The sequence below is a fragment of the Bradyrhizobium sp. McL0615 genome (assembly GCF_049993905.1).
Classification (GTDB): Bacteria; Pseudomonadota; Alphaproteobacteria; order Rhizobiales; family Xanthobacteraceae; genus Bradyrhizobium.
In genome coordinates, this window is sequence record NZ_CP188254.1 from 7,164,024 (window position 1) to 7,185,977 (window position 21,954).

The 21,954-nt window shown below is 56.3% G+C and carries 14 protein-coding genes and 1 pseudogene; 3 read left to right on the plus strand and 12 right to left on the minus strand.

Translation table 11 applies throughout. The features are described 5' to 3' along the window. Nucleotides 1–306 precede the first annotated feature (306 nt). The 4 genes from ACPPVP_RS34465 to ACPPVP_RS34480 all read right to left on the minus strand — a co-directional run bounded on the left by ACPPVP_RS34465 (nucleotide 307) and on the right by ACPPVP_RS34480 (nucleotide 7,475). The gene (locus ACPPVP_RS34465) at nucleotides 307–2,328 is read right to left on the minus strand and encodes a glycoside hydrolase family 9 protein (protein ID WP_426528013.1); all 2,022 of its coding nucleotides are present in this window, start codon (nucleotides 2,326–2,328) and stop codon (nucleotides 307–309) included. Between the two features lie 138 nt (nucleotides 2,329–2,466). Further along, nucleotides 2,467–4,689: an AAA family ATPase gene (locus ACPPVP_RS34470; protein ID WP_426528014.1), complete on the minus strand. Its 2,223-nt coding sequence runs from the start codon at nucleotides 4,687–4,689 to the stop codon at nucleotides 2,467–2,469. A gap of 485 nt (nucleotides 4,690–5,174) precedes the next feature. Beyond that, nucleotides 5,175–6,164 (minus strand): glycosyltransferase family 2 protein, encoded by a 990-nt coding sequence (locus ACPPVP_RS34475; RefSeq protein ID WP_426528015.1) that lies wholly within the window; start codon nucleotides 6,162–6,164, stop codon nucleotides 5,175–5,177. A gap of 228 nt (nucleotides 6,165–6,392) precedes the next feature. After that, on the minus strand, nucleotides 6,393–7,475 hold the full coding sequence (locus tag ACPPVP_RS34480) for a glycosyltransferase family 4 protein (RefSeq protein ID WP_426528016.1): 1,083 nt from the start codon (nucleotides 7,473–7,475) through the stop codon (nucleotides 6,393–6,395). A 302-nt stretch (nucleotides 7,476–7,777) separates the two neighbouring features. Here ACPPVP_RS34480 and ACPPVP_RS34485 point away from each other — a divergent pair, with 302 nt between their 5' ends. After that, a complete protein-coding gene (locus tag ACPPVP_RS34485; RefSeq protein ID WP_426528017.1) occupies nucleotides 7,778–8,920 on the plus strand; it encodes a WD40/YVTN/BNR-like repeat-containing protein in 1,143 nt (380 codons plus the stop codon). Nucleotides 8,921–9,118: 198 nt separating this feature from the next. Next, nucleotides 9,119–9,840 (plus strand): annotated as a pseudogene (locus tag ACPPVP_RS34490) (hypothetical protein). A gap of 198 nt (nucleotides 9,841–10,038) precedes the next feature. Here the strand turns inward: ACPPVP_RS34490 and ACPPVP_RS34495 are convergent. The 7 genes from ACPPVP_RS34495 to ACPPVP_RS34525 all read right to left on the minus strand — a co-directional run bounded on the left by ACPPVP_RS34495 (nucleotide 10,039) and on the right by ACPPVP_RS34525 (nucleotide 19,450). Then, entirely contained in the window at nucleotides 10,039–11,325 is a 1,287-nt protein-coding gene (locus tag ACPPVP_RS34495; RefSeq protein WP_426528018.1) for an O-antigen ligase family protein, read from the minus strand. Between the two features lie 65 nt (nucleotides 11,326–11,390). Beyond that, the gene (locus ACPPVP_RS34500; protein WP_426528019.1) at nucleotides 11,391–14,057 is read right to left on the minus strand and encodes an HAD-IIIC family phosphatase; all 2,667 of its coding nucleotides are present in this window, start codon (nucleotides 14,055–14,057) and stop codon (nucleotides 11,391–11,393) included. Nucleotides 14,058–14,304: 247 nt separating this feature from the next. Further along, the gene (locus tag ACPPVP_RS34505) at nucleotides 14,305–15,681 is read right to left on the minus strand and encodes a protoporphyrinogen/coproporphyrinogen oxidase (protein WP_426528020.1); all 1,377 of its coding nucleotides are present in this window, start codon (nucleotides 15,679–15,681) and stop codon (nucleotides 14,305–14,307) included. An 11-nt stretch (nucleotides 15,682–15,692) separates the two neighbouring features. Next, the gene (locus tag ACPPVP_RS34510; RefSeq protein WP_426528021.1) at nucleotides 15,693–16,616 is read right to left on the minus strand and encodes a glycosyltransferase family 2 protein; all 924 of its coding nucleotides are present in this window, start codon (nucleotides 16,614–16,616) and stop codon (nucleotides 15,693–15,695) included. Nucleotides 16,617–17,143: 527 nt separating this feature from the next. Continuing rightward, entirely contained in the window at nucleotides 17,144–18,634 is a 1,491-nt protein-coding gene (locus tag ACPPVP_RS34515) for an oligosaccharide flippase family protein (RefSeq protein WP_426528022.1), read from the minus strand. Between the two features lie 184 nt (nucleotides 18,635–18,818). Next, on the minus strand, nucleotides 18,819–19,277 hold the full coding sequence (locus ACPPVP_RS34520; protein WP_426528023.1) for a hypothetical protein: 459 nt from the start codon (nucleotides 19,275–19,277) through the stop codon (nucleotides 18,819–18,821). Between the two features lie 20 nt (nucleotides 19,278–19,297). After that, nucleotides 19,298–19,450, minus strand: coding sequence for a glycosyltransferase family 2 protein (locus tag ACPPVP_RS34525; RefSeq protein WP_426528024.1), 153 nt, complete (start codon nucleotides 19,448–19,450; stop codon nucleotides 19,298–19,300). A 348-nt stretch (nucleotides 19,451–19,798) separates the two neighbouring features. Between ACPPVP_RS34525 and ACPPVP_RS34530 the strand changes: the two genes are divergently transcribed. Continuing rightward, the gene (locus ACPPVP_RS34530) at nucleotides 19,799–20,986 is read left to right on the plus strand and encodes a glycosyltransferase family 4 protein (RefSeq protein WP_426528025.1); all 1,188 of its coding nucleotides are present in this window, start codon (nucleotides 19,799–19,801) and stop codon (nucleotides 20,984–20,986) included. Between the two features lie 41 nt (nucleotides 20,987–21,027). On the opposite strand, the gene ACPPVP_RS34535 is transcribed toward ACPPVP_RS34530, so the two are convergent. After that, nucleotides 21,028–21,801 carry a phytanoyl-CoA dioxygenase family protein gene (locus ACPPVP_RS34535; RefSeq protein ID WP_426528026.1) on the minus strand — a complete coding sequence of 258 codons (774 nt, stop codon included), beginning with the start codon at nucleotides 21,799–21,801 and terminating at the stop codon, nucleotides 21,028–21,030. Between the last annotated feature and the right edge of the window lie 153 nt (nucleotides 21,802–21,954).

A 21,954-nucleotide genomic window follows, 5' to 3' on the forward strand; every position in this document is an offset into this window, starting at 1 on the left:
ATGACGATATTCACTGTTAATGAAACACGGTGCAAGTCCGGTCCATACGTCACCTGTATCCAAATACCGTCCGCTGCGGCGGGAAAATAACTACCTTAACCAGCGATTGGCCTTTGTATATCCGCACCCAAGCCAACGCCATCCTCTCGGATGTCGAGATTACTTTCGTTCGCGTCTTTGCTTTGGAAAGTGCTTTATCTCTTCGTGATTGCTGCCCTCAAGCAAATGACCGCCCCGCCGTCTCTCAAATCGGCTCTCAGCAGGTCAGGAAACTTTCTCTCGGTGCAACGAGTCCATTGACGCGGTTTACCGGGTAAAGGCAGCAAGCAGCCGGATATAGTACGACTGGTAGTGCAGCGAAGGTTCCGTGATCTCCCACGAGTTCGCGGGCCATGGATCGTTGTATTCGAGATACGACTTGGCTGCTGGCTGATCCAGCGGCGGCTTGAAATTACGCTGGCAGAGAGCGATCGTCAGCGAACTATAGCAGCGGTAACCGGGCGAACCGGGAGGTGCGCTGCAGCATGAATCGATCGAGAACTGTGGATTAGGCCCACCGACCAGAAAGCCAGGTGGCGGCCCTGGAAATTGCTCAGTCACCCGCTGCCAGCGGGTACCGCGCGCGAACCAGGAGTGAAACATTGTCGTCGCGGAGTGGCTGGCGCCGGCTTGCGCCATGTTCGTCAGATAGACGAGCCCGAGCGGATTCACGCCATGAAGATAGTGCGCGTATTCCAACGCCGCGGCGAGCGAGGTCTCGGACAGCTTTGGATCCGCGTCGTAAAGAGCCGCTAACTGCAACAACCTTGCTTGCATAGTCTTCCCCTTGTTGCTGCCCCACGTGTAGTCCTTCATCGGGGCGCGATAGGGGTCCGTTTTCTCCAGAGAGGCCTGGAACGCCTCCGAATCCCGCGACAAGTTTGCCAATAAACGCTCGCGTATGGATGCTGCCGCCTCAGGCGTCGCACCAGGGAGCTGCGCATAGTAGAGCAAACTGTCCACCACTTCGACTTCCCACATTGAGGGCCCCCACGAGGGCAGCAGTGCGCCGTAATTGGCGTCGGCAAACTGCTTGAACTGAGCTTCACCGGTCATCTCGAACAGATAGATTGCGGCCTCGAAATGCGCTCGCAGCCGATCGATCTCGCTCATCTCCTGCTGTCCGGCTGCGAGCCCTTTTGAACCCGGCTGTTTTGAATCGTCGTTGTTGTAGTAGACAACCTTGGGGTTTGCGGTCGCCCACGTCCATGCCGCCGTTGCGCGCTTTTTGAGATCGTCCCCGTATTGCTTGAGATACGGCTCCGGTCGGGTCGCAAAGACCTTCGAGGCGTATGCATAGGCTGCTGCCCCCATCAGCGTCGCTGAGGTGGTCGGGGGGCCGTAGTAGCTATCCCCTCTAGCCGCAGAGGGGGGGCTTGCGCTGGCAAGGGCTTGAACGCAAAGAAGAGAGCCGTCCGGATTCTGCATCCTCGAAAGCCAATCCAGACCCCATTTTACTTCGTCGAGAATGTCTGGAACGCCGTTACCCGATTCCGGGATGTCGTAGTCATCGCTGAAAGCTTGAGGGTGCTCCCGGTAAGCTTGCAACAGTGTAATAATGTAGCGCGCCGTCCAGGACGTATATTTGTTGTAGTCGCCGGCATCGTACCAGCCACCACGAAGATCCTTGATCAGCGATTTCGCGGGATTCGACCGCCTCCCCTCGTGCCACGGGCGCGTCTCGGGATCCTGGCCGGGGCCGAGGTGGCTTGCTTTGTCAGCCCAGGCCTGCCCTGCAAATTCCGGCTTCTTCTCAAACCCCGCCCGCTGATAAAAAAATGCCCGAAGCGCGTGCTTCATGACATCCTTGAAAATATGCTCATCGATCGAGAATGTCGCGGATCGGATGCCCTTCTCGATGTCTACAACGGCATACTTGCCCGGCGCCTCGATCTCGGAAAAGTCAAACCACCAGGCGTTGTCGCCAGAGGTCTGATCTGTGTTGCCGCCGTTCCACGTCGCCGGCGCGCCTGCCTTAACAATCTTCCCAGTGGGCAGTTCGACCAACGCGTAGGATGAGCCGGGAGAGAATTTGACCTCACTGTCATAGCCGACCTGAGGAGCGCGTATGACGGCAACCTTCTTTGATTTTGTCAGGTATCCGAACTGATCGACCACGATCACCGGAATCGGACCGTTGGGGCCGGTCGTCAGATTCTTCTTCCAGTCGGCGGCGGCAACGTCCGATTGAACTGACGATTTCTGCGGTTCGGTCCCGCCGACCTGGGCATGGCTCGTGGAAACACCAACCAACAACGAAGCAACAAGGCACCACGCACCGTAACGCACTTCCTTGACCTCGCTTCCTGTGCTGACACCGGAATCATATTTCTAGCACGCGCAGCCCTTGCCTCGAGCACCATTACGCGCCCGATTATCATTCAACAGCGTGCAGATTGGCCGCCGGATATCGAGACACGCACGGCCTCAGGCTCGCTTCGCATCGCTGTAGTAATCCTGAAAGCGCTCTCCCTTGTAACGCTCAATGCTTCGCAATGACGAAGGATCCGCCTTGTTGAGAACGATGCACGCAATTCGATCCACGAACGCCGAAGCATCATCAAGACACTCAAGTACCATGCGCTGACTCGTTTTTCCCCACTCGACGACGAAAATGAAACGATCGCAGTGTCGTGCGATCATCTTGTAGTCGACGACCGCAGCCATGGGAGGTACCTCAATGATCACCAAATCATAGGCCGCCCGAGCGGTATCGATCAGTTGCTCCATCTCCGTGCTTCCCAGCAACTCCGCCGCATTGCGCACCCGCTGGGAGATCGGACAGGGCAGGACGTCCAGATTTAGTCGCTCCTTCTTCACCACGAATTTTGAGAGAGCCGTCGGCTCCGCCAGCGCCTCTTTCAGACCCGCCTTCGCGTCCGGCGCAACTCTCCGAGTAAGCGAAGGGTGGTGCATGTCAGCATCGACAAGCAGCACACGCGTCGTTGAATTACGTGCGAAATGTGCCGCCAGATTGGTCGCCACAGTCGTTTTGCCTTCTCCGGGAATGGAAGAGATGACACAAACGACTTTCGCACCCGACTTCACTTGAGCGGTGTTAATCAGGGACCAGATACTGCGCAGCGTCTCGACGAACCGCGAATAAGGCGCGTTCAAAGCATACTCGCCGGTTTGCACAGACACACGTTTTTCGGCGCCCTCGACCGCTGGCAAGATATCGCAGAATAATCCGGTTACGTCGGTCACTTGCTGAGATGTTCTAAAAACACCGAACGGGTGATCCCTTTGCAGCAGAAAGCAACCTCCCAGCAGAAAGCCCAGAAAAGACCCGCCGGCCAAAATCAACCAGCGCTTCTTGGAAGCCTCGGTTTGCGTCGGAGGGGCCGCACGCATTAATACGCGGGCGTCCGGCGTGATGGAAGGCGGCGCGTCAACCCTGTTTATTTCGCTGGCTTCCCGCAAGACTTGGTCGTACTGGGCCCGGGCAGCGTCCGCTACTTTCTCAAGACCGCGCAGTTGACTGAATACTTTGCCGTTGTCACCTTCGTCGGCCATCACGCCCGATACTTCCGTCGAAATCTCGTCATGTCGAAGGCGTGCAAGCTCGTACTCCTTGTCGAACGATCCCGCGATGCGCTTTTGCTCTTCGGCAATCGCTTCGCGCACTTCCTCCATCCGGGTGCGGATCTTGACCGCAGCCAAGTGATCCTTTCCAACGAGCTTTTCGATTTCCTTTGCACGAACCGAAAGATCCATAAGTTCCGAGCGTTGGCGGGCAACAAGATTATTGTCTGGCAACAAGAGAGCAGCTGCATCCGGATCCTTGGCGAAACGCTCTGCGCGATTCTTCGCTTCACTCAGCGCGCGGCGCGAATTCGTCAGATTGTGCCCTAGAATGTTGAGGCTTCCGTGGGAAAGCGCGTCTTTGTCGCCACCAACCAGTTTGTTGGCAGCCTTGAAGTCAATCAGTGCACGCTCCGCGTCTTGGGCCTGCAGCTTCAGTTCTTCGACGCGCTCCTGCAAAGCCCTGCTGGCCACCTTGGTCGATGAAACTTTGCTGGCAATGTTGGCCTCCATGTACGTGTCGACGATCGCGTTAACAATCGTTGCCGCTTTCACGGGGTCCTTCAATGAAAATGCAATTGAAATGACGCTCGCCACATCCTCCCTCGTAACTGTCAGATCGCGAACGACGTTGTCGAAGGCAATCTTCTCCGGATCGCTGCGCGGGCCAGTAGCTGTCTTTTTCGAGAAGCCCACTGCTTCCGCAGCGTTTCGAAACAGGCCGCCGATGCTAGAGCCAACGCCCTCGTTGTCTTTTTCTACGATAAACTCAGGGTCGTTCGCCAGTCCCAAAGATCTGATGGCCTTTAACAGAATGTCTTCGGAGGAGATTACATAGGTCTGACCCAACGTGTCGTAATCGTCGATAATCGGCTCGTTGCTAATCTTGTTTGTTTGCATATACCGCGCCATCGTTTTTTCGAAGGCTATCCGGGAGCTTGCCTTGTAGACGGGAGGCATCGTGGAAAGTACCGCCAACGCCGCAAGCAGTCCAAGGATGGTGCCCGCAACCATGAAGTACCAACCACGGCGCGCGATTCCCGCCAAGTCCGCAATGTCAGGCTGCGCGCGTCCCGGGGACTTTTGCGAAATTTCGTCTGTCTCACCGTATTCAATCGACGCCATGGAAATACCTAAACTTTATGAACGCAGCCGTCGCGACTGCTCTCAGCAGTTAATTGCCGGGCTCCTTCGTCACAGGCGGTTCACCCTCCGTGCGAAGCCCAACGCCGATGGGGCGCTGGCATATTTACACCCCCAGACTTGCGGCACAAGGCGCTGAAAGTCTCATCGCGACAATCAAGTTAATTATTACAATTACCGGAATGTAACTACGGATAAAGTGGCTTTAGTAGCGTCGCGTCCGTACGAACATGAATATGAATTCATTTTCATTGCCAGGCTATGTTCGAGTGGATACTTAATAAGAACCCAAGTGGGGCCAAAGCGTTAATTACGATGGGAATTGCTGCGTCTATTACTTGCTTGCCCGCCAAGACAATGGGCATTAGGTGCTGTTTCTCAGGCGCACCAGCTTCTGGAGCCGACAAACCGAGCCAGCAGCAAGCGCACAACCCCGGGGCACAGCAGCCGCATGGTTGACGAAAATTCTAAACAGGGCGCTCCAGATCTTTGAACAAGAAGCCATCATTGCTCAATTCATTGATGAAGCCGTTGTAGTACTGTAGGTTGAATAGGCCACTATATGCTTTCCCCTCAACTGCGCTGGCGCGCGCAAGTGTCGCGCTATCCGCAACACGTTTCAGCAGCGAACAGGTCATTCGGGTCAGTTGAGGTCGCCTACTACACAATCGCACGAGGGACCGGATCAGGAGATGCCGTTCCATAAATTCCCGGTGAATCGTCGGCAGCAGCCATTCTTGATTTCGATCTCGCGCGAAGACCACATCGTTGCGGCCATAGGAATATGCCATATCGAGCCACGCCCGATAGCTGCGGTCAGCAAAATGCATGCCTGCAGCCTTGATGTTGAACACGAACTTGAGGCCAGCGCTGGCGAGCCGGTATGCGAGTTCAACATCTTCGGCGCGACGAAAATTCTCGTCGAAACCGCCCACTGCGAGAATATGGCTCCGCCGAAGCGAGGCATTGCCCGTGTAGAATTGCCGAGCCGACGCTGACCAGTCGCCTTTCAGCATGGCCCTGTACTGCTTCATCAGCATCTCTTGCTCCCAACGGACCCAGGGAGCCATTTCGAAGCCCTCTGGAGTGAGCAGCGGCCCGAGCACCACGACGTCAACGCCTGCGCCTTGGTGTGAACGGGCATGCTCCGCCAGCAATCGCGGCTCAGGCACGACATCATCATCGACAAAGACAATAAACTCGCCGACCGCTGTGCGGACGCCAGCATTGCGCGCGGCCGCTGGCCCTTGATTGGCTTGCGTCAGCCACCGCAGCTGCATCGTAGTGCGAAGCGTTTCCAGATAGGCGTCGGTGCCGTCCGTCGAGCCGTCGGAGATGACGATGACTTCGTAAGAACCCGATGGGTAGGCCTGATTTTCAAAGCCCGCGATAACATGCCGCAGTCTGGCAAGACGATTGTACGTCGGTACAACAACACTGAAGTAGGGACGTTGCACAGTTTAAACGCCTTGAAGTTGCTGACATGAGTTCGATCGTTTGGGCACCAATTCGTGACCTAAACTCCGTATTCCATTTTCTGGAGTCATTCTGATAACATTACGCAAGTTCCTGCTATCACAACTGAACTGATCTTCCACCATTTGATCGGCCAGGTGCATCGAGCTCCCATACCAGCGCATTATGCCTGCATCACTAAGCCGAAGCCGCTCGAGCCAATCTGCGTTTCAGTGTCGCTTCTCGGCGTTAACCACATCGCCCAAATAGCCAGTTAGCCGTTGCGCATAGAGATCAAGATTCATCTCACGTTCAATCAGCTTGCGCCCGTTGGCTCCCAGTCTGGCAGCTTCCTCCACGTCGGACAGTAACCGCAGTATCTCGGTGCGCAAGATCGCAGGATCTCCTGGTGGCACATAGCGCCCGTTTTCCCCATCGACGACCACATCGGTTTGGCCGGGAACTCGGGAACAAATGACCGCCTTTCCCATTGCCATGCCTTCAAGGATTGCTGTAACGCCGGCCTGGAACTTTACGTTCTCCAGCGGCATGACCAAAAATCTGCTGTCGGCATAGAGCTGACGCAAATCGAACTGGGTGAATTTTCGCACCGTGACGTTGTTTGGAATGTTCGCTGTCGCCACACCCTTAGCATGTTTGGCCCAAGGCGACGCGGCAGCTATCACAACGTGTACGTCAATATCCTCTACCGCGCGCAACAGGGTTTCATAGTCGCGGCGTTCCAGTCCGACGGCACAGATCTGCCGACGAGCGCTGAGACTTGGTGCAACCCTTTCGGGTGCGAAGAATTCCTGGTCGACCATGAAGGGCGTCCACAACACCCGGCTGCGATCGATTTTCCAACGCTCTTCTATGAACCGCTGTTGCCAGCGGCTGTAAGTAATGAAACGATCGATGGCATTTTGCACACGCAAAACGTCCAGGAATACGGTTTTCTTGGTCTCGGAAATGACGTGTACGATCATCATATGCCGCGGCCGCTTGCCAGGGGTGAACTTGAGAAGCGCCGCCAAGGGCAGTCCAACCTGCTCTCCATCAGTGACGATCGCCTGACAGCTCTTGCGGATCTTCCAGCAAGCGTATGCCACAACCAGATTAGGCCCACCGAGCCTCGCGAGCACACTTCCTACTCGTCCCGCGATCGTTCGCGCTGCGGCGTAGTCGAGGAGGTCCGCATTGAAGCGCTGTGCAAGCTCTAGGTAGTCGGCCCTGGGGCGTCTGCCGCTCGCAATTTGCTCGTGGAGGCCCGCGGCGATAATGCCCGACACCGTCAATACTACGCGCCCGCTCATCCAACTGTCCTCATTCATCGTCAGGCGCATCGTAACCGGATAGTCTGGAGTAGCGTAGTCGTTAACACCTTGCAGATTATCCGGTGCACGCAGCGAGGTCGTGATAAGTCATTATTTTGCCGAGTGCCAAGCCAATAATGGTATATATCGACTATCTCCATGATCTTGGTTTAAAAGCCCTGCCAAATGACGCCTGGAGACAAGCAGTCACTTTGGCGATAGCCCTTCAAGGGTGCCCTCCATTATGCCGCCGAGTTCAGCGTTCTCCCAGGGTCGCGGTCACGCTTTGTGAGAGGTCAACAATGTACAAGATCGTTAACACCCTGGCCGCGGCCCTGAGCATCTTACCAAATTTCTCGCCTCCGACGATAGCAGCGGAGCCTGTGTCGATACTTGGGCGCGGGGTTTGGACTGAGGTCACGCCCGGGGGTGTCGATTTAGTGAACGCGCTTTCCTGCGAGAATTACGGGTCGATCACCATGGTCGCCGACCCCGCAAGGCCATCGAATCTCTTCACGCAGTTCCATTGCCAAGGTGTTTGGAAGTCAGTCGACTATGGCCTCACGTGGTCCGGACCAATCAACACAGGAGATGGCGGAGCTGGAGCGAGTGGAGCGGGCGGACTTGCCATTGCACGAGGTCCGGATGGCGAACCTCCAGTTCTCTATTCGGCCGGCATTCGCGGCACGGGAGTTGGCTTCTGGAAATCCACTGACGGCGGCGTCAGCTGGACAAACTATCTCGTCGACGCTGGCGGCGATCGGCAGCGCTTCTATCCACCCGTCGTAGATCCCTATGATCCAGATCATCTGCTCATGACCGCGCATCAGCGGAGCTTGGTTGTTCAGAGCTTCGACGGAGGCAAGCACTGGTCTGAAGTCTTGATCGCAGACGGCATGAAACATGTTGGAGGCACTGCCTTCGTCTTTTTCATCGACACTGGCCTCGCCGAAACCACGAAGGCCACATGGATATGGACAGCAGAAGCATCTCCCGAGAGACGAATCGGAACGTGGCGAACGAGCGATCATGGACGTACATGGAAAAACGTCGACACCAACGAGCACCCACATGGGCAGATGCAGATCTACCAACCGAACAAAAGCGGCCTTGTCTTTATGCCGGGAGCTAACTCCCGCGCCGGGGTTCTGAGGAGCACCGACTTTGGGGAGACATGGACCCGCGTCGGCATCGCGATGGATCAGGCTACTGTCTTCGGCACGCCTGGGCGTGTTTACGCGATGTATGCCTGGGCGTGTGGCGGCTGCCGCCTTGATCCCGCGCTTCAATCTGCGCCTGAACCCGCGATTTCCGAATGGACGCGCGTCACGACTCCGCCGGAGATGGCGATCGGACCTGCACAGGCAGCGACGATTTTCGACGGCACTAACCACATTGTCCTAACGGCCAACTGGCGCGGAGGACTTTGGCGCTTCGTCGAGTGAGGATCGCGTATAGAGAACGGAATTGAACTCTCTGCCGCCGCCGAGATCTTCTGAAGTAGCCGTCCGTGAACAAGGCTCTGAGCGATTGAGCGGGAGTTTGTTTTTCAGATGCGACGGCATCTGATATTGCAGGGATTTGGAGCTTGAGAACCCAAAACCTTGCAATTTCGTTTTGTAAATTTCTTTTGGCTCCGGACCATGATTCTCTGGTGCATCGGAGGGGACGATGCACCGAAGAAGCACAAGACGACCGGGTCGAACGATCTGTTCCGGGCGCGGCTGGACCAGATCATCAACTTGAAGCACGAGCTATTTCTGCTTACCGGCAAGATCGATGGGGACTGGATCGACGGCGACATCGCATCGCTCTACAGCGTGAACGGCCGGCCGGGCATCGAGACCCGCTTCGCTGTTGTTGCTCAAGGATATTTGCTGGCTATCCGATGAAGGGCCTGCGCAGCCGGCTCGGCCAGATCATCCGCGACATCTGCCGCAAGATCGAGAGACAGCCGGCACTGCAAGAAGGCGTTCGCCCTCCCGCTTGGCAGCTTGGCCGGGCCACGCAGATCCGCTCGCAATAGCAGCGCCAGCGCGGCTGGATGCTGTATTCTTTCCATGCCCCGGAGGTGGAGTGTATCGGCAAGGCCTCTGGCCAGAAGCGCGGCTTCTTCGGTGCCATCAAGCGCAAGCTGCGCCGCCGTTCCGCCATCGATCCGGTCATCGGACACCTGAAGGCCGAAGGTCACCTCGGACAATGCTAACCTCAAAGGCTGCGCAGGAGACGCCGCCAACGTCGTCTCTCAGCCGTAGGCCACACCTTCCGCCGCATCCTCGCCTGGCTCAAAGAATTCTTGTGCCTGTTTCTGTTCCCGCTATGGCGCACGCCCGCCTGTCCAGCCCCGCTCAATTCGGCTTCTTAACGGACGACGAAGTAGTTTGGAACCACATCCAGGACGGGTCCCCGGGAAGACATCGCGCAAGTCTCTCTTGCAAACGTTGCGGTCGATCGGGCAAACAGTTCTAAAGCCGCGACCGATCAAATAGTCTCGCAGTCCGTCATTTCATAGATGCCGATCGCGCTCATATGATCGCGATCGCAATCCGCATCCTCAGTGCACCTACACGGGCGTACGCGATGGACGCAATGGCGTTACTGCTCGGGCAGTTGCGGCGAGCGCACGAGATGACGTCCTCATTGGCCACGTATAGTGGACTGATTCCGCGACGATGATGAGGTAGAGCAGCCAAAAATGCGTGAGCCCGAGCCAATTAGAATCGAGGAGGTTGATCATTACCGCAAACAATTGGATCGAGAGAAATCCCCAGGCGCGCACCGGGTCTTTTCGCCTTACGTACTCCTGCAAATGCAGAGAGGAGAAGATGAACACCATGAAAATCCAGTAGCCGATCCGACCCGTCTCAAGTTTCAGTTCCATATACCCGCTATGGCTCGAGGGCATGTCTCGGACATACCCGGTCGCCTGATTATGAGGCGAGTTCGGAACAAAGTAGTATGAATGAAACCCGAAGCCGAACCACGGTCTGTACGATATCTGTTGGTTGATGAACGCCCAAATTCCAGTGCGGCCAGTGAGACTGGAGTCGCTATACAGTCTGTACCCTATCCGCTCGATTGGGTTCAACACGAACATGGACGCGATCACGACCGCCGCGACGACAAAGGCCGGCGTTAGTCGGGTCCTTTTGCAAACCAGCAATATCAGCCATGAACAAAACAATGCGAGGACAGCGAGCGCCAATGCGCTTTTCGACGAGCTCTCGAATACGAGCCAGGCACTCAAACCGAACGTGACAACAGCTAAAAGCCGTCGCCATCCACCGCGGGTAAACTCATAGCACGACAAGATGATGCCGACCGCGGCAAGCAGTCCCAACCCCTGCTTGTGGGGAAAATAGCCGGGATGACCGATCGGAGACGGCGGAGTCGTCAGTACATAAACTGCGTTGATCGCAAGTGCGATGGCATAGACGACATGCACGCTTGCGATCGTGAACTTAGAATTTGCAAACAAGGCGTATGGCAAAACGACAACAATCAACACCAGTATTTGCACGACAAGTCGACTGAAGGCAAAATCTGGCGCAAAAGCCCATGCTACACTTGCGGCCGCGAAAAGAATATACGCAAGCAAGCTTAATATCGGCGGACTGCGGAAAAATCTGTAGTCTACGCGCGCCCAATTCTGGAAAACGAACATCAATGTAAGCAGGGCCGCAAGCGGCCAAAACAATATGTTTTCTACCCGCCCTTTTCCATCATCAGGCAGAAACGGAAGGACCAGCAAGACATAAATCATTGCTAACACTGGCATCATTGCCAGCAACGTCGAGCCATTTTCCCTGGCAAGGGTGGACTTGCCTGCACCATCCATAGACTTTGGCATTGCTAGCGCGCTTTCAGTCGTGATCAGGAATGAACTTCAAAAATCAATCCCATACCTGAGATTGTCTACTTTTGAATGCTCACTTTCTCAAACCAACCCGGCTCCGGAGCTTTGCGCTGCGCATCAGAAAAAATCCACGCACCATCGCGCTCCGAATAACCATGACGTGCGAAGAAGTCTTTTGATGGCGCATTGTGGGCAGTAGGAACGAAGACCCCGCGGACCCTCACTTGGCCAAAGCGCTCCGCAGCATCCTTTTCCAGTTCGCGCAAAAGCATAGTCTCTACGCCAAAGCCGAATACGCGACAGCTCAGAACGAAAATCTTTAACTCAAGTGCATCAGCCGTGAATTTGCCTACGCAAACGCTGATAAGCCCCATATCGCCAAATTTATCCTTAACGCGGGCCGAATAAATCCGGAAATCATTCGAGTCATGCCAGTCTTTCACATCTTGAAAGCTGCAACGACTGCCCTGCAAGTTCCACTGATTTGTACGATTGATCAGCTCAAAGATCCGCTTCAAGTCACCGTCGGTTGAACGACGAATGTCGAGCTTCAATTTGAGGCTTGCGAGCATTGTGTCTGAAACGTCGTCGTTTGACCGAGACGAAAGCAGCTTTTGGCGCTCGGCGCGTTGCTTGTACATCTCCGTCCGGTCAGCGCCGACAGCCGTGCTCAGGAGTTTCGACCACGTCTCAAGTAAAATCCAGGTAGCCTCCTCACAGGGGTCGAGCGCGACGAGGCTCGCGTATTGGTCAGAAACCAGCTGGCGTTCGTCGGGCCGGTCATCGATAAAGACAAAATCTTTCGCTTTCAAATTCAGCGCTTCAGCGATCCGCCCAATTCCGACTGCCTTCGAGCCCCAAGACACCTCGGAAGCAACAAAGTCGTCACTACTGAGAACCGAATTTACCCACTTCACATTTGCCGGATCATTCTTGGAGCATATCGCCAGAACGATGCCGCGCGCCTTTAAATTGGAAAGAATGCGCTGCCGGTTGCGACAGTGCCTCACGCCGAGGCCCTCACCGATCACACCATCCCACAATGTATTGTCGAGATCGCAGACGATCGCTTTCTTCCCACTCAATCGCAACGACGCCGAAACATAGCGTGAGATCTGCGTTGCCACCAAAACGCTCAATTCGGTCGGATGAATTGCTGACACATAGTAGATGAACCGTCCAAGCGAGACATCATCGTACGACTCGCGCACGGCAGATGCCTCGTCGACAATGTACAAGTGCTCGAACGACGCGGCGTTGATTTCAGCTACCAGTTCAGCAAGGAAGTCGGCAATCTTGCTGCGAACACGCTTACGCTTGTAGCGCGTCGCAACAGACCGAATCATGCGCTTGGTATCATTGGATGCGCGGAGGACCGCGGCAGTGTTGTGCACGTAGATGTTACAATCGAAAAGATCTGCCAGCAAGCGCACGCGCTTACCAATGCGATCCGTCATGAGCTCGATGTCTCGATCGACGGCAGCACTGAGCTGCGGCTTCGTCTCAAAGCAATTGCGGAAATCGACGTCGAATTCCCAGCTCAGAGGGCTGTACACCACGCCACCATATTTCGTGCCGGCGCGCGCCTGAATTTCTTGGATCTGCGCAGCGGGATTTTTCGTTACGATAGGATCCACTGCTACCAAAAAGCCTTGTCGCAGAAGATCAGCACCGATCATCAGTTCGACATCTTCCAGTAGACAGTCGCCTATGAACAGAAGTCTCACGGTCGCAGGTGCTGACGCAGTGAAGTACGGCGCAATCTCCTTGTGCACCTGCGAGACCCGTTCAAGTATTTTGGCATCGACGTTTTGCTTCGTCAAACTATCTATCCAGAGCTTCGCATCGCTGGCCGCCATTGCCGTGATGCCGCCCCGCCTGTCCTTCCAACAATGCTCGTTCGCTGCGATGAATTTGGCACGTGATCCGACGTAGAGATCGCGGAACGTATGAGCTCCGGTTTCCAGATAACGAACGAAGTAATCAATTTCCGGCGTGATAAAATGTCGAACCACGTCGTCTTCCGTAGATGACCCTATACGCGTGCTCCAGCACTCGCGACCATACGCGGCGAGAAGATCGTATCCGAGTTTCTCGACGTCAAACCGAGCGATGTGCTCGCCGATCTGCACAGGACCAGAACCATCCTTTTTGGATGCACGCCACGCTCCATCGAGAAAGGCCGCAGTTTCCGCAAGCGCCGATTTGTTGAGCAACTGATCGTCGGCGCCCCTTCCGGAACTTACGGCGGCCAAGCCTTGCTCTTGAAGCTGCCGATTCACATCCCAATAGGGCAAACCGCGGAGACCAGAAATCTCGCGGAGCTTTTCGTTGAACTCGGCTATATTGGCGTTAAGCGATGTCTGTGAGGCGCTCACTTGTGGCAGGCCGGCTACGACAAGTGTGGATGTGGAATGCAGATAGCCAAGTTGTGTAATCAGATGATCATAAAGATTGGCTAGTTCATCTATAGACATGAATCCGCGACGCAAGTCGTCGAGACCAAAAAACACAGCGATGGCGAGCGGGTTTGGATGCAACAACTCGGAAGTAAGGCGATCAAAGACATCACCGTTGACATCATTTAAGCTGTCATTCGCAAGCCCACGGTTCACCCACCCGTCAGGCATTACGGTCGCGGCCGCAATGGAATCCCCCAGCAGCACGGCGTCGGCGCGTCTCTCCGTTCGACGAACCAGCCGCTCGCAATCAATCTTGAAATTCAAGACCCGCTGCGAGAACTCTTGGGGGCGACCGGAAAGCTCGCTCTCAACCGACGATCTCGCAAACCCATGCATGCGAAATATCCATTCTCTGTAGCCATTTGAAAAGTATCAAGTATATAGTTTTAGGCAACCGTTCAATGACATATGGCGCCGGATCGTCGAGCGCTTTCGATGAGCCCGGAAACCCACATTTCGGGTCAGTCAATTGGACCGGAAGCTGCGCAATGGCGCCGCCCAAGTGCCCGGCTTAGGCGATGCGGGCGCGGCTTTCTTCGCCTGGCAGCAGCGCCCAAGTGCGTTCGGGGGTGCCGCGCGCGAGGAATTCCGCGATCTCAACTCCCTGCATCACGCAATGATCGGTGTTCCCGATCTCGTAGCGCCAGGCGCCAAATCGGCCACGCGAATAAATTCCTCGCTCGGTCAGCCACGGATGAATGGCAGCCAAGGCTCGGTCGCGCCCCGTCGTGGGAACCGGATACGAATACGGCACCCGCAACAACTGGCGGCTGACAATATTGGATTTTGCCTGCTCCGGGGTGAGGAGTTTGCTGCTCACCATGCCCTTGATGGTGCGCTCGACCACGTCGTCGGCATTTTCCGGCTTGAAGCTTGATACAGATACTTCGGCGAGCAGAGAGAAGTGATCTCCGGGCGGCGTCATTTTAGCCGAATAGTTTGAAAGGTACGTGACCCGGTAGAATGGCGAGTCGGATTCCGGGAAATACATCCAGCACTTCGTGCTCGGACAGGGACCGGCAACGCCAATCCCGACAAACATGCCCTCGGTATGGTGCAAATCCTGCGTCGCGGCGATTACATCTTCTGGACAGCCGATGATCTTCTTTACAAGTTCCTTGAGCGGCATCGTGTTGATCAGGAAGTCGTAGTTCACGGTGCGACCGCTGGTGAACGTCACCGACTTGGCGGAGGGATCGATAGATGCCACCTTCTCCTTGAGGTTGACCGGCTTCGGCAGAGCCTCTGCCATGCGATCGTAAAGCATTCCGGTGCCGAGCAACGGAAACTTGAACTTATTATTCGGTCCCCACGAAACATCATCGCGGTTTTCGAGGAGGTTCTCGAGGATGCGCCCGACATCGACGTTGGGCACCCGGTCACCCTGCCAGGAGGTAGACATCATCTCCAGCGGATGGGCCCAGACCTTGAAATTGTACGGCATCATAAAATACTTGGCGATGCCGGCACCGAAAACCGAATTGATCCAATTCTGAAAGTTGTCGCGGGTCAAACTGTTCTTCTGAGCCTCGATGATGCCCATGATGCACTCATGGAATATCTTCGGAGGCAGGCGGTGAATGTTGTTCTGGAACGGATATGGCACGTAGCGATCGAACATCCATACCCAGGCTTCGCGCATATGCTGATCATAGTCGCCTTTCAGCATCTTCTCGACGAGATCATCGAAGTAGCTGTAATGGCTGAACATGACGTGTCCGCCATGATCCCAGATGAAGCCGTGCTCGTCGGTGAAGCTGGAGGCCAGACCGCCAACATGGTCATCGCGCTCGAAAACTTCCCAGTCTTCGTGCCCCAATTCGGCCAGTCTGTATGCCGCGCCAAGTCCCGCAGGTCCCGCGCCGACAATAACGATCTTCTTGCCCAAGCGGGTCTCCTTCAGTTTTTCTCGGTGTACAGCAACGTGGCCCGGTCAACACCGAACTTGAGCCCTCCGCGGACGCCCTGAAAGAAGCCCGAAAGATAATCGACTTCGGCAGCGTGACGCCCGAGGACCCATCTCGAGGCAATTTTGGCGGTTGTTTTGCAACAATTCCTCACAACCAACCAGGCAGCGTATGGATCTCCGCAACGTACGTGTTTGGAATAGAACGCCCCGTCGCCAAAGCCGTAGGCACGCAGAAGAGCCGGCCAATCCTCCCGCTCGCGCCGACCATCGTGGCGAACAATCACCTCGGGCCGCAATAGTATTGGGGCGTCGTGACGATAAGCGCGATAGGCCAGGTCGAAGTCTTGGGAAGATTTGAGCGGCCCTCCGCCCCCAAGCACCTCATCGAACGTGCCCGCTCGCTCGAACAGAGAGCGCCGGGCGGCAAAATTCGCTCCCATCCCAAAAACACGGAAGCCGTTCGCGCGATCCAGTCGTTCCGGCTTGTCGATGCGCAGGAGCGGTGTCAGTGCGCCTCCGCCATCTTCCGGATAAGCGGGAACCACTTGACCGTACATCAATTGGCCGTCGCGCTGCTCTTCGAAGGCCGTCACGATCTTCTCGATCCAGTCCGAAGGCACAAGGCAATCGTCGTCGGTGAAAGCGATGATCGGGCCTGTCGTGCTGGCGATGGCCAAATTGTAGGCGCGCGACAGTCCGGATGTGCTCATTCGCTTATAACGGACCCGACTGTCACGCTCGCCGATCTGCTGCACTATCGCTTCGGTCTCGTCGTTAGTGCTCTGGTCGATGATCGTAAGATCGAAGTTCGGATAGGTATTGGCCAACACCGTCTCGACGGCGTTCCCGATCTTGTCGGGTCGATTTCTCGTGCAGATGACGGCTGAAACAAATGAGTGTGTGTTAGTTTTCATATCGCTTCTTGCATCAAATTGGCGCGCTCGGCACGCGGCCAGGGCCGGATGCCACTAGCCCCGCCTAGCCGCCGTTGGAACAACGACCTGGTTAGATAGGTGCAACTCTCGGGCGGATGCCCCTCTATCACGACATTAATTGACTCCGCGACAATACCGTAGGAATACCGTAAACGTGTGAGCATCCGCCAGACTATGGCCGCATTGTGCACCCGCGAATAAGTAGATGTAAGACGCGGCGCTGCGCTAGCGTCAAGCCCCTAACCCGAAGTTCGAGGGATCCTTACTGCTTTCACGTGCAAGTCACGCGGTCATTCCGATCTTAAGGTTAAGTTGTTCCGTAAAAAGACAGGTCGTCGCGCATCGCCCTACCACGCGATCCTGTTGCGGAAGAGAGACTTAATCTTGTTTAAGTCCTATGACACCAGTCTAGCGCTGCGTGCTAGAGCGCCAATCAATTGTTGGAGCAAAGTTAGCCGGATGGCTGCGGCGATAACCTAAATCGTCTTCATCTTAAGTTTGACTTCTCATTGACTCCTGTCAGGCGCAGATCGCCGCACCATAGGCGCAAGCTTGTTGCGCACCACCTCCAACGCAAGTCGCAGATCGCTCGGCAATACGAGCCTTGTGACCATGGCTGTCACGGCGAAAAGTAGGGCAAAGAGCGGCGTGAGATACAATAATCCAAGCGGCTGCAGCATCGACAACGGCACCACTGTGCACAACGAAGCCACGCAAGCCCGAACCACATTGAGCGTTATGGCTGATCCGATTGCGCCCTTTGGAAGCAGCACAAGGCACGCAATCATCGCGGGTATCTCGGCTACGCCGGCGATGATCACAAGTGCAATAGCTCCGTTGCCAAACCGCTGCTGCCAATACCCAATCAGCAGCCAGTTCAGTACCACACAGACCACAATTCTAACGATGCTGATGACAGCCATCGCCTTGTTCCGACCGACCGCGTTCATGGCGGACGCAAGCACGAATACGAGAAAAAGCAGCGGCACGAAAAGAGCGCTTACCCGCAAGATCGACGCGGTTTCAACGAAGCGGCCATGCCCGTATATGGTCGCAACCATATGGTCTGCAAAAAGGTATAGAGCCGAGGACGTAAATGCGGCCGCAATGAACATAACCCGGCCGGTTGTATCGATGATGCGGCGAAGATCCGGCAACGAACGCGACGCGCGCGAAAGCGCTGGAAATGTCGCTGCCAGCAGAATCATTGCAGGCGAGGTTACGATGCCCATGATGGTGTTGGATGCGCCATACCATCCGACGACTGCCGCACCCGCCAGTGCCGAGAGCATCATGATTTCGATGAAGGGCTGCGACGCGATCACAAGCGAGAAGGTCGCAAGTGGTGTTCCATGTTGAAGGCATTCACGAAGCACTTTCGTCACGGGCGCAGCTACTTTAATATTTAGGCGCAGGGCTGCGGTTACCCCGGCCAACAGGATCGTAACGCCACCGACGGCTTGCATCAGGATTACCTCCGGCAGCCCGCCACCCAAGCGCAGGGCAATAGCGGTCGCGACCAGCGTCATCGCCTTGCCGATGATATTGAGAGATGCGTCGACATCCATTCGGTCCTTGCTGCGCAACGAGCAAGCAAATGGAGCTAATAGCGTCGCCGGAATCCCGGACAGCATGGCCAACAGCGCCAGCACGACAATCTGACCACTATACCCGAGAGGCCCCGCGACCGCGACGCCAACGGCGGAGAGGACGACTACTGCTGCGAGCCGGATGAGCAGCGCACTTCCAATTAACCTAGGTTCGTCAGTACGTCCCCGCGCCATTTCCCTGACGAGATATGTCCCTTGGCCCCAATCAACGATGACGTATGCAAATGAGCTAATGGCGTAGACGGTGTAAAGGATGCCAAGCTGCGCAGGCTCCAATGCGCGTCCAATGACGGAACTCAGAAGGATCCCGAGGATTGTGGATGCGATTTGTCCAATTCCAAGGTGCGAAACGTTGCGAAAGATGAGCCTGGTCGTATTTGATCTCACGGACGGCTCCGGGTGTGGCAAAACCTAAGCTCAGCTATAGGCCACACCGTATATCGACATTCTCAGGCGCCTCCAAGGCAAATACGGCCGGACTTCGGCGGCCTGGGTGTCACGGTTAACCTTCCGGGAATTGCAACGCCGTTAGTCCCTGACAAGCCCGTAGAGGAGAGAGTAAAGCCGAATTCTATCCGCGATCGCCGATGAATATCAGGGCCGTCCTGTGGACCGAGGTGCGAAGTCCGGCAATAAAGCCCTCTACGAATGCCGTGATGCGTACGATCCCGCGCGGCTGGCGTGAATGATGCACGCCTCTGATCGGCGGCCACGGCGCATACTTCAAGAATTCATACCCGGGGATGCACATCAGTTCCATGCGACCGCTCGTGAGGAACTTCGAGTATGCTGCGCCGTGCGGCAATGCCGGCCCACGTGTCGCGCATCTTGCAATGAAATTAGCATTGTCGCAAGTAACAACGAAGCCCGAAACAAAACCGGCTGCCCGATCGGCTCGCCGGCTACGCACAACACGCAACCGAGACTTTGGGATATGTGACGAAAATTGAGGCAATTTTTCCAGCCAGTTTTTCGGAACCGTGCAATCATCGTCCGTGAGTGCGATGATAGAGCCTTCGATCTCTTTCAACCTCGCATTGACGCGCCCCCTTAGCCGATGGCTGTGCTTCTCAGGTAGCGCAGGCGAGGATCGGCACCAAGCAAATTTAGCGCCTTCAAGGTTTCGTCGTCGTTGCTCTGATCGACGACCACCAGCTCAAAGTTGGGATGCGCGTTCGCCAGGATAGACAATACGGTGTCCACCACCAAACGTCCGGGACCATACGCGCAGACAAATGCTGCTATCAGCGGTTGCTCATTTTGTCCCAACAGCCTGCCGACCCATGTCGCCGACTAACAGAAGAATGGGGCGAAGCAGGCCCAACGATTGGCCATGGGAATTTTGTGGAACCATCAGCGCGAGCAAGCTGCGATGGCGGAAGGCTTTGGTCAACATCGTGTAACTGGCGAGCATCCCCATCCCCCGCCTTGCCTTTTTGCCATCGACAATGCACACATAACAAAGTGACCAAGCCTCGACACATACGCTCGGTGCAACCTACTAACCGCCCGTTCTCTGCCAAGAGCTTCAGGCTATTCTCGCTGGATTTCATGGGCTCCTCCTCGGATAGGCGAACGCGAGTTCTCTTCATCAACTCGGCGCTCATCGCTGGCGCGGACACGTGGATCCATTTCCTGCTTCTACGCAACTTGCCGCAGGGCCAATTTGAACTGCACGCGGCAGGGCAACCCGGATCGCTGGCACCGGCGTTCAATGAGCTGAGAGCGATCCCTGGTATTGCGCTGCGTCCGACGAACTTTGGGCCATCGCTGTGGGAACGATCCAAACTTCAAAAGCTTGCCGGCCTCGCGGGCGGCTTGCCGGCCGCAGCAGCAAGCATGTTGGGGCTCGCCGCATACATCCGGCACCACCGAATCGAGATCCTGCATTCCACCGACCGGCCACGCGATGCCATGGCATGCGTGGTCCTGGCGGCCCTCACGGGGGCCAAGGCCCTCATCCACGTGCACGTCAATTACGGCGACTGGATGGGCCGCGGGGTCAATTGGGCATTTGGCCGTGCGGATGCGATCGTTGGCGTATCGAGCCACACGGCGCGCAGCTTCGTGGAGGCAGGTTACCGACCGGACCGCGTGCATTCGGTTCTCAATGCCATCGACCCGTCACGTTGGGACCCGTCGCTGGATCCTGCCCCGGGGCGCGCGTCGCTTGGGGTACCGCAAGGAGCACCACTCATCGTGAGCGTGGCGCGTCTTTTCCGCGGGAAGGGACACTTCGAACTGGTGAGCGCCCTCGCGCTGGTCAAGCCCAAGCATCCAAACGTACGGCTTGCGATTGTGGGCTCGGACTACCCGGCCGACAGCGGCACGACCCGGATGCTCAAGGAGCACGCGAGCGAACTCGGCATTGGCGAGAACGTCATCTTCACCGGCCAGCGCTCGGACATCGCGGCGCTGATGGCGGCCTGCGATGTCTTCTCGCTTCCGAGCTTCGAGGAGCCATTCGGCCTCGTGTTCGCGGAAGCGATGGCGATGAAGCGCCCTGTCGTGGCTCTGACCAACGGAGGCACTCCGGAGGTCGTGGAGCATGGCAAGTGTGGCCTGCTCTCTCCCCCTGGCGACATCGATACGCTGGCGGCCAATCTCCTCAGCCTGCTGGACGACCCAGGGCTGCGCACTCAATTTGGTGAGTATGGCCGCTCGCGGGTCGAGCAGCACTTCACGCCACAGCGCATGGCGTCAGACTTTGCCGCGCTTTATGCGCGCATCCTGGCGTGAAGCGATCTGTCTCGAGGACCGTTATTGCCCGTGCCCGGCGCCTATCGAACAACTGAGCGAATGAACAAATAACTCTTCCCCAGCGCGGGCAGCGAGGCAAAAGCGCGTTCTTGCAGCCGCCCGCTGAGGTTCTGAGCGTAGCGGTTGGTGAGCAGCGTAATCTTGCCGCCATGCGCAGTGTAGGGGTCGGCAAGATCGCTGCCGCCATCTTCCCAGGTGAAAGCGAGCATTGGGCGGATCGCCTTGCTCTTGTTCGGCATCCCGCGGTGCCAAACCGAAGACAGCCGGATAATCACGTCTCCGGCACTCATGCGCATGCGAAGCGCAGGCTTTCCGGAAAGCGCGTACTGCCAATACTTGTACTCGCGCAAGTGAGTACCGGGCACAGCCTCCATCGCGCCATTCTGGAGGTCCGTATCGACGGGCGCGACGTTGACGATGATGAAGGGCGTTGCGACATTGCCATCGGCGTGCGGGTTCTGCGCGCTGCTGTTCGGCAGGTTGAGATTGCACCCGACATTGGGCATGCGCGTTGCGGATGGCGAAAGCTTCCTGACGAAATCGAAGACGCCGTATTGCTCAAGCTCGTCGTACACAAATCGCGACTGTGCGCCGGGGAAGCAGTTGAGATGACCACTGATCGTGCCGCCGCCCGAGAACAGTTCGCCAGCTGCACGGGCGCGGTTATATTCACCTCGCAACTGTTCAGACAGTGCCGCGAGCCGCGGCTTCGAGACCACGTTCGGCAGCGTGACGTAACCATCGCGCGCGAAGGCCGAACTTAAATCCTGCATCTTATTGCTGAGCTGCGTCATCGACGGCCCCCTTTTTAATATCCAATTTCCCGGATCACGACGGACAATCGTAGTCCAATGCAAAAGCTTCAGCCAAATCCCCGCGCAGGAACTGACCAAACATACCGTTTTGGGGACAGACGCGCTAGTCTTTACCCCGGCTGCACCAAGACC

Coding starts and splice junctions, on each gene's coding strand:
- ACPPVP_RS34470 (WP_426528014.1), bottom strand. CDS start 4,689: ATGGCGTCGATTGAATACGGTGAGACAGACGAAATTTCGCAAAAGTCC.
- ACPPVP_RS34480 (WP_426528016.1), bottom strand. CDS start 7,475: ATGAGCGGGCGCGTAGTATTGACGGTGTCGGGCATTATCGCCGCGGGC.
- ACPPVP_RS34485 (WP_426528017.1), top strand. CDS start 7,778: ATGTACAAGATCGTTAACACCCTGGCCGCGGCCCTGAGCATCTTACCA.
- ACPPVP_RS34495 (WP_426528018.1), bottom strand. CDS start 11,325: ATGCCAAAGTCTATGGATGGTGCAGGCAAGTCCACCCTTGCCAGGGAA.
- ACPPVP_RS34510 (WP_426528021.1), bottom strand. CDS start 16,616: ATGAAAACTAACACACACTCATTTGTTTCAGCCGTCATCTGCACGAGA.
- ACPPVP_RS34530 (WP_426528025.1), top strand. CDS start 19,799: ATGGGCTCCTCCTCGGATAGGCGAACGCGAGTTCTCTTCATCAACTCG.
- ACPPVP_RS34535 (WP_426528026.1), bottom strand. CDS start 21,801: ATGACGCAGCTCAGCAATAAGATGCAGGATTTAAGTTCGGCCTTCGCG.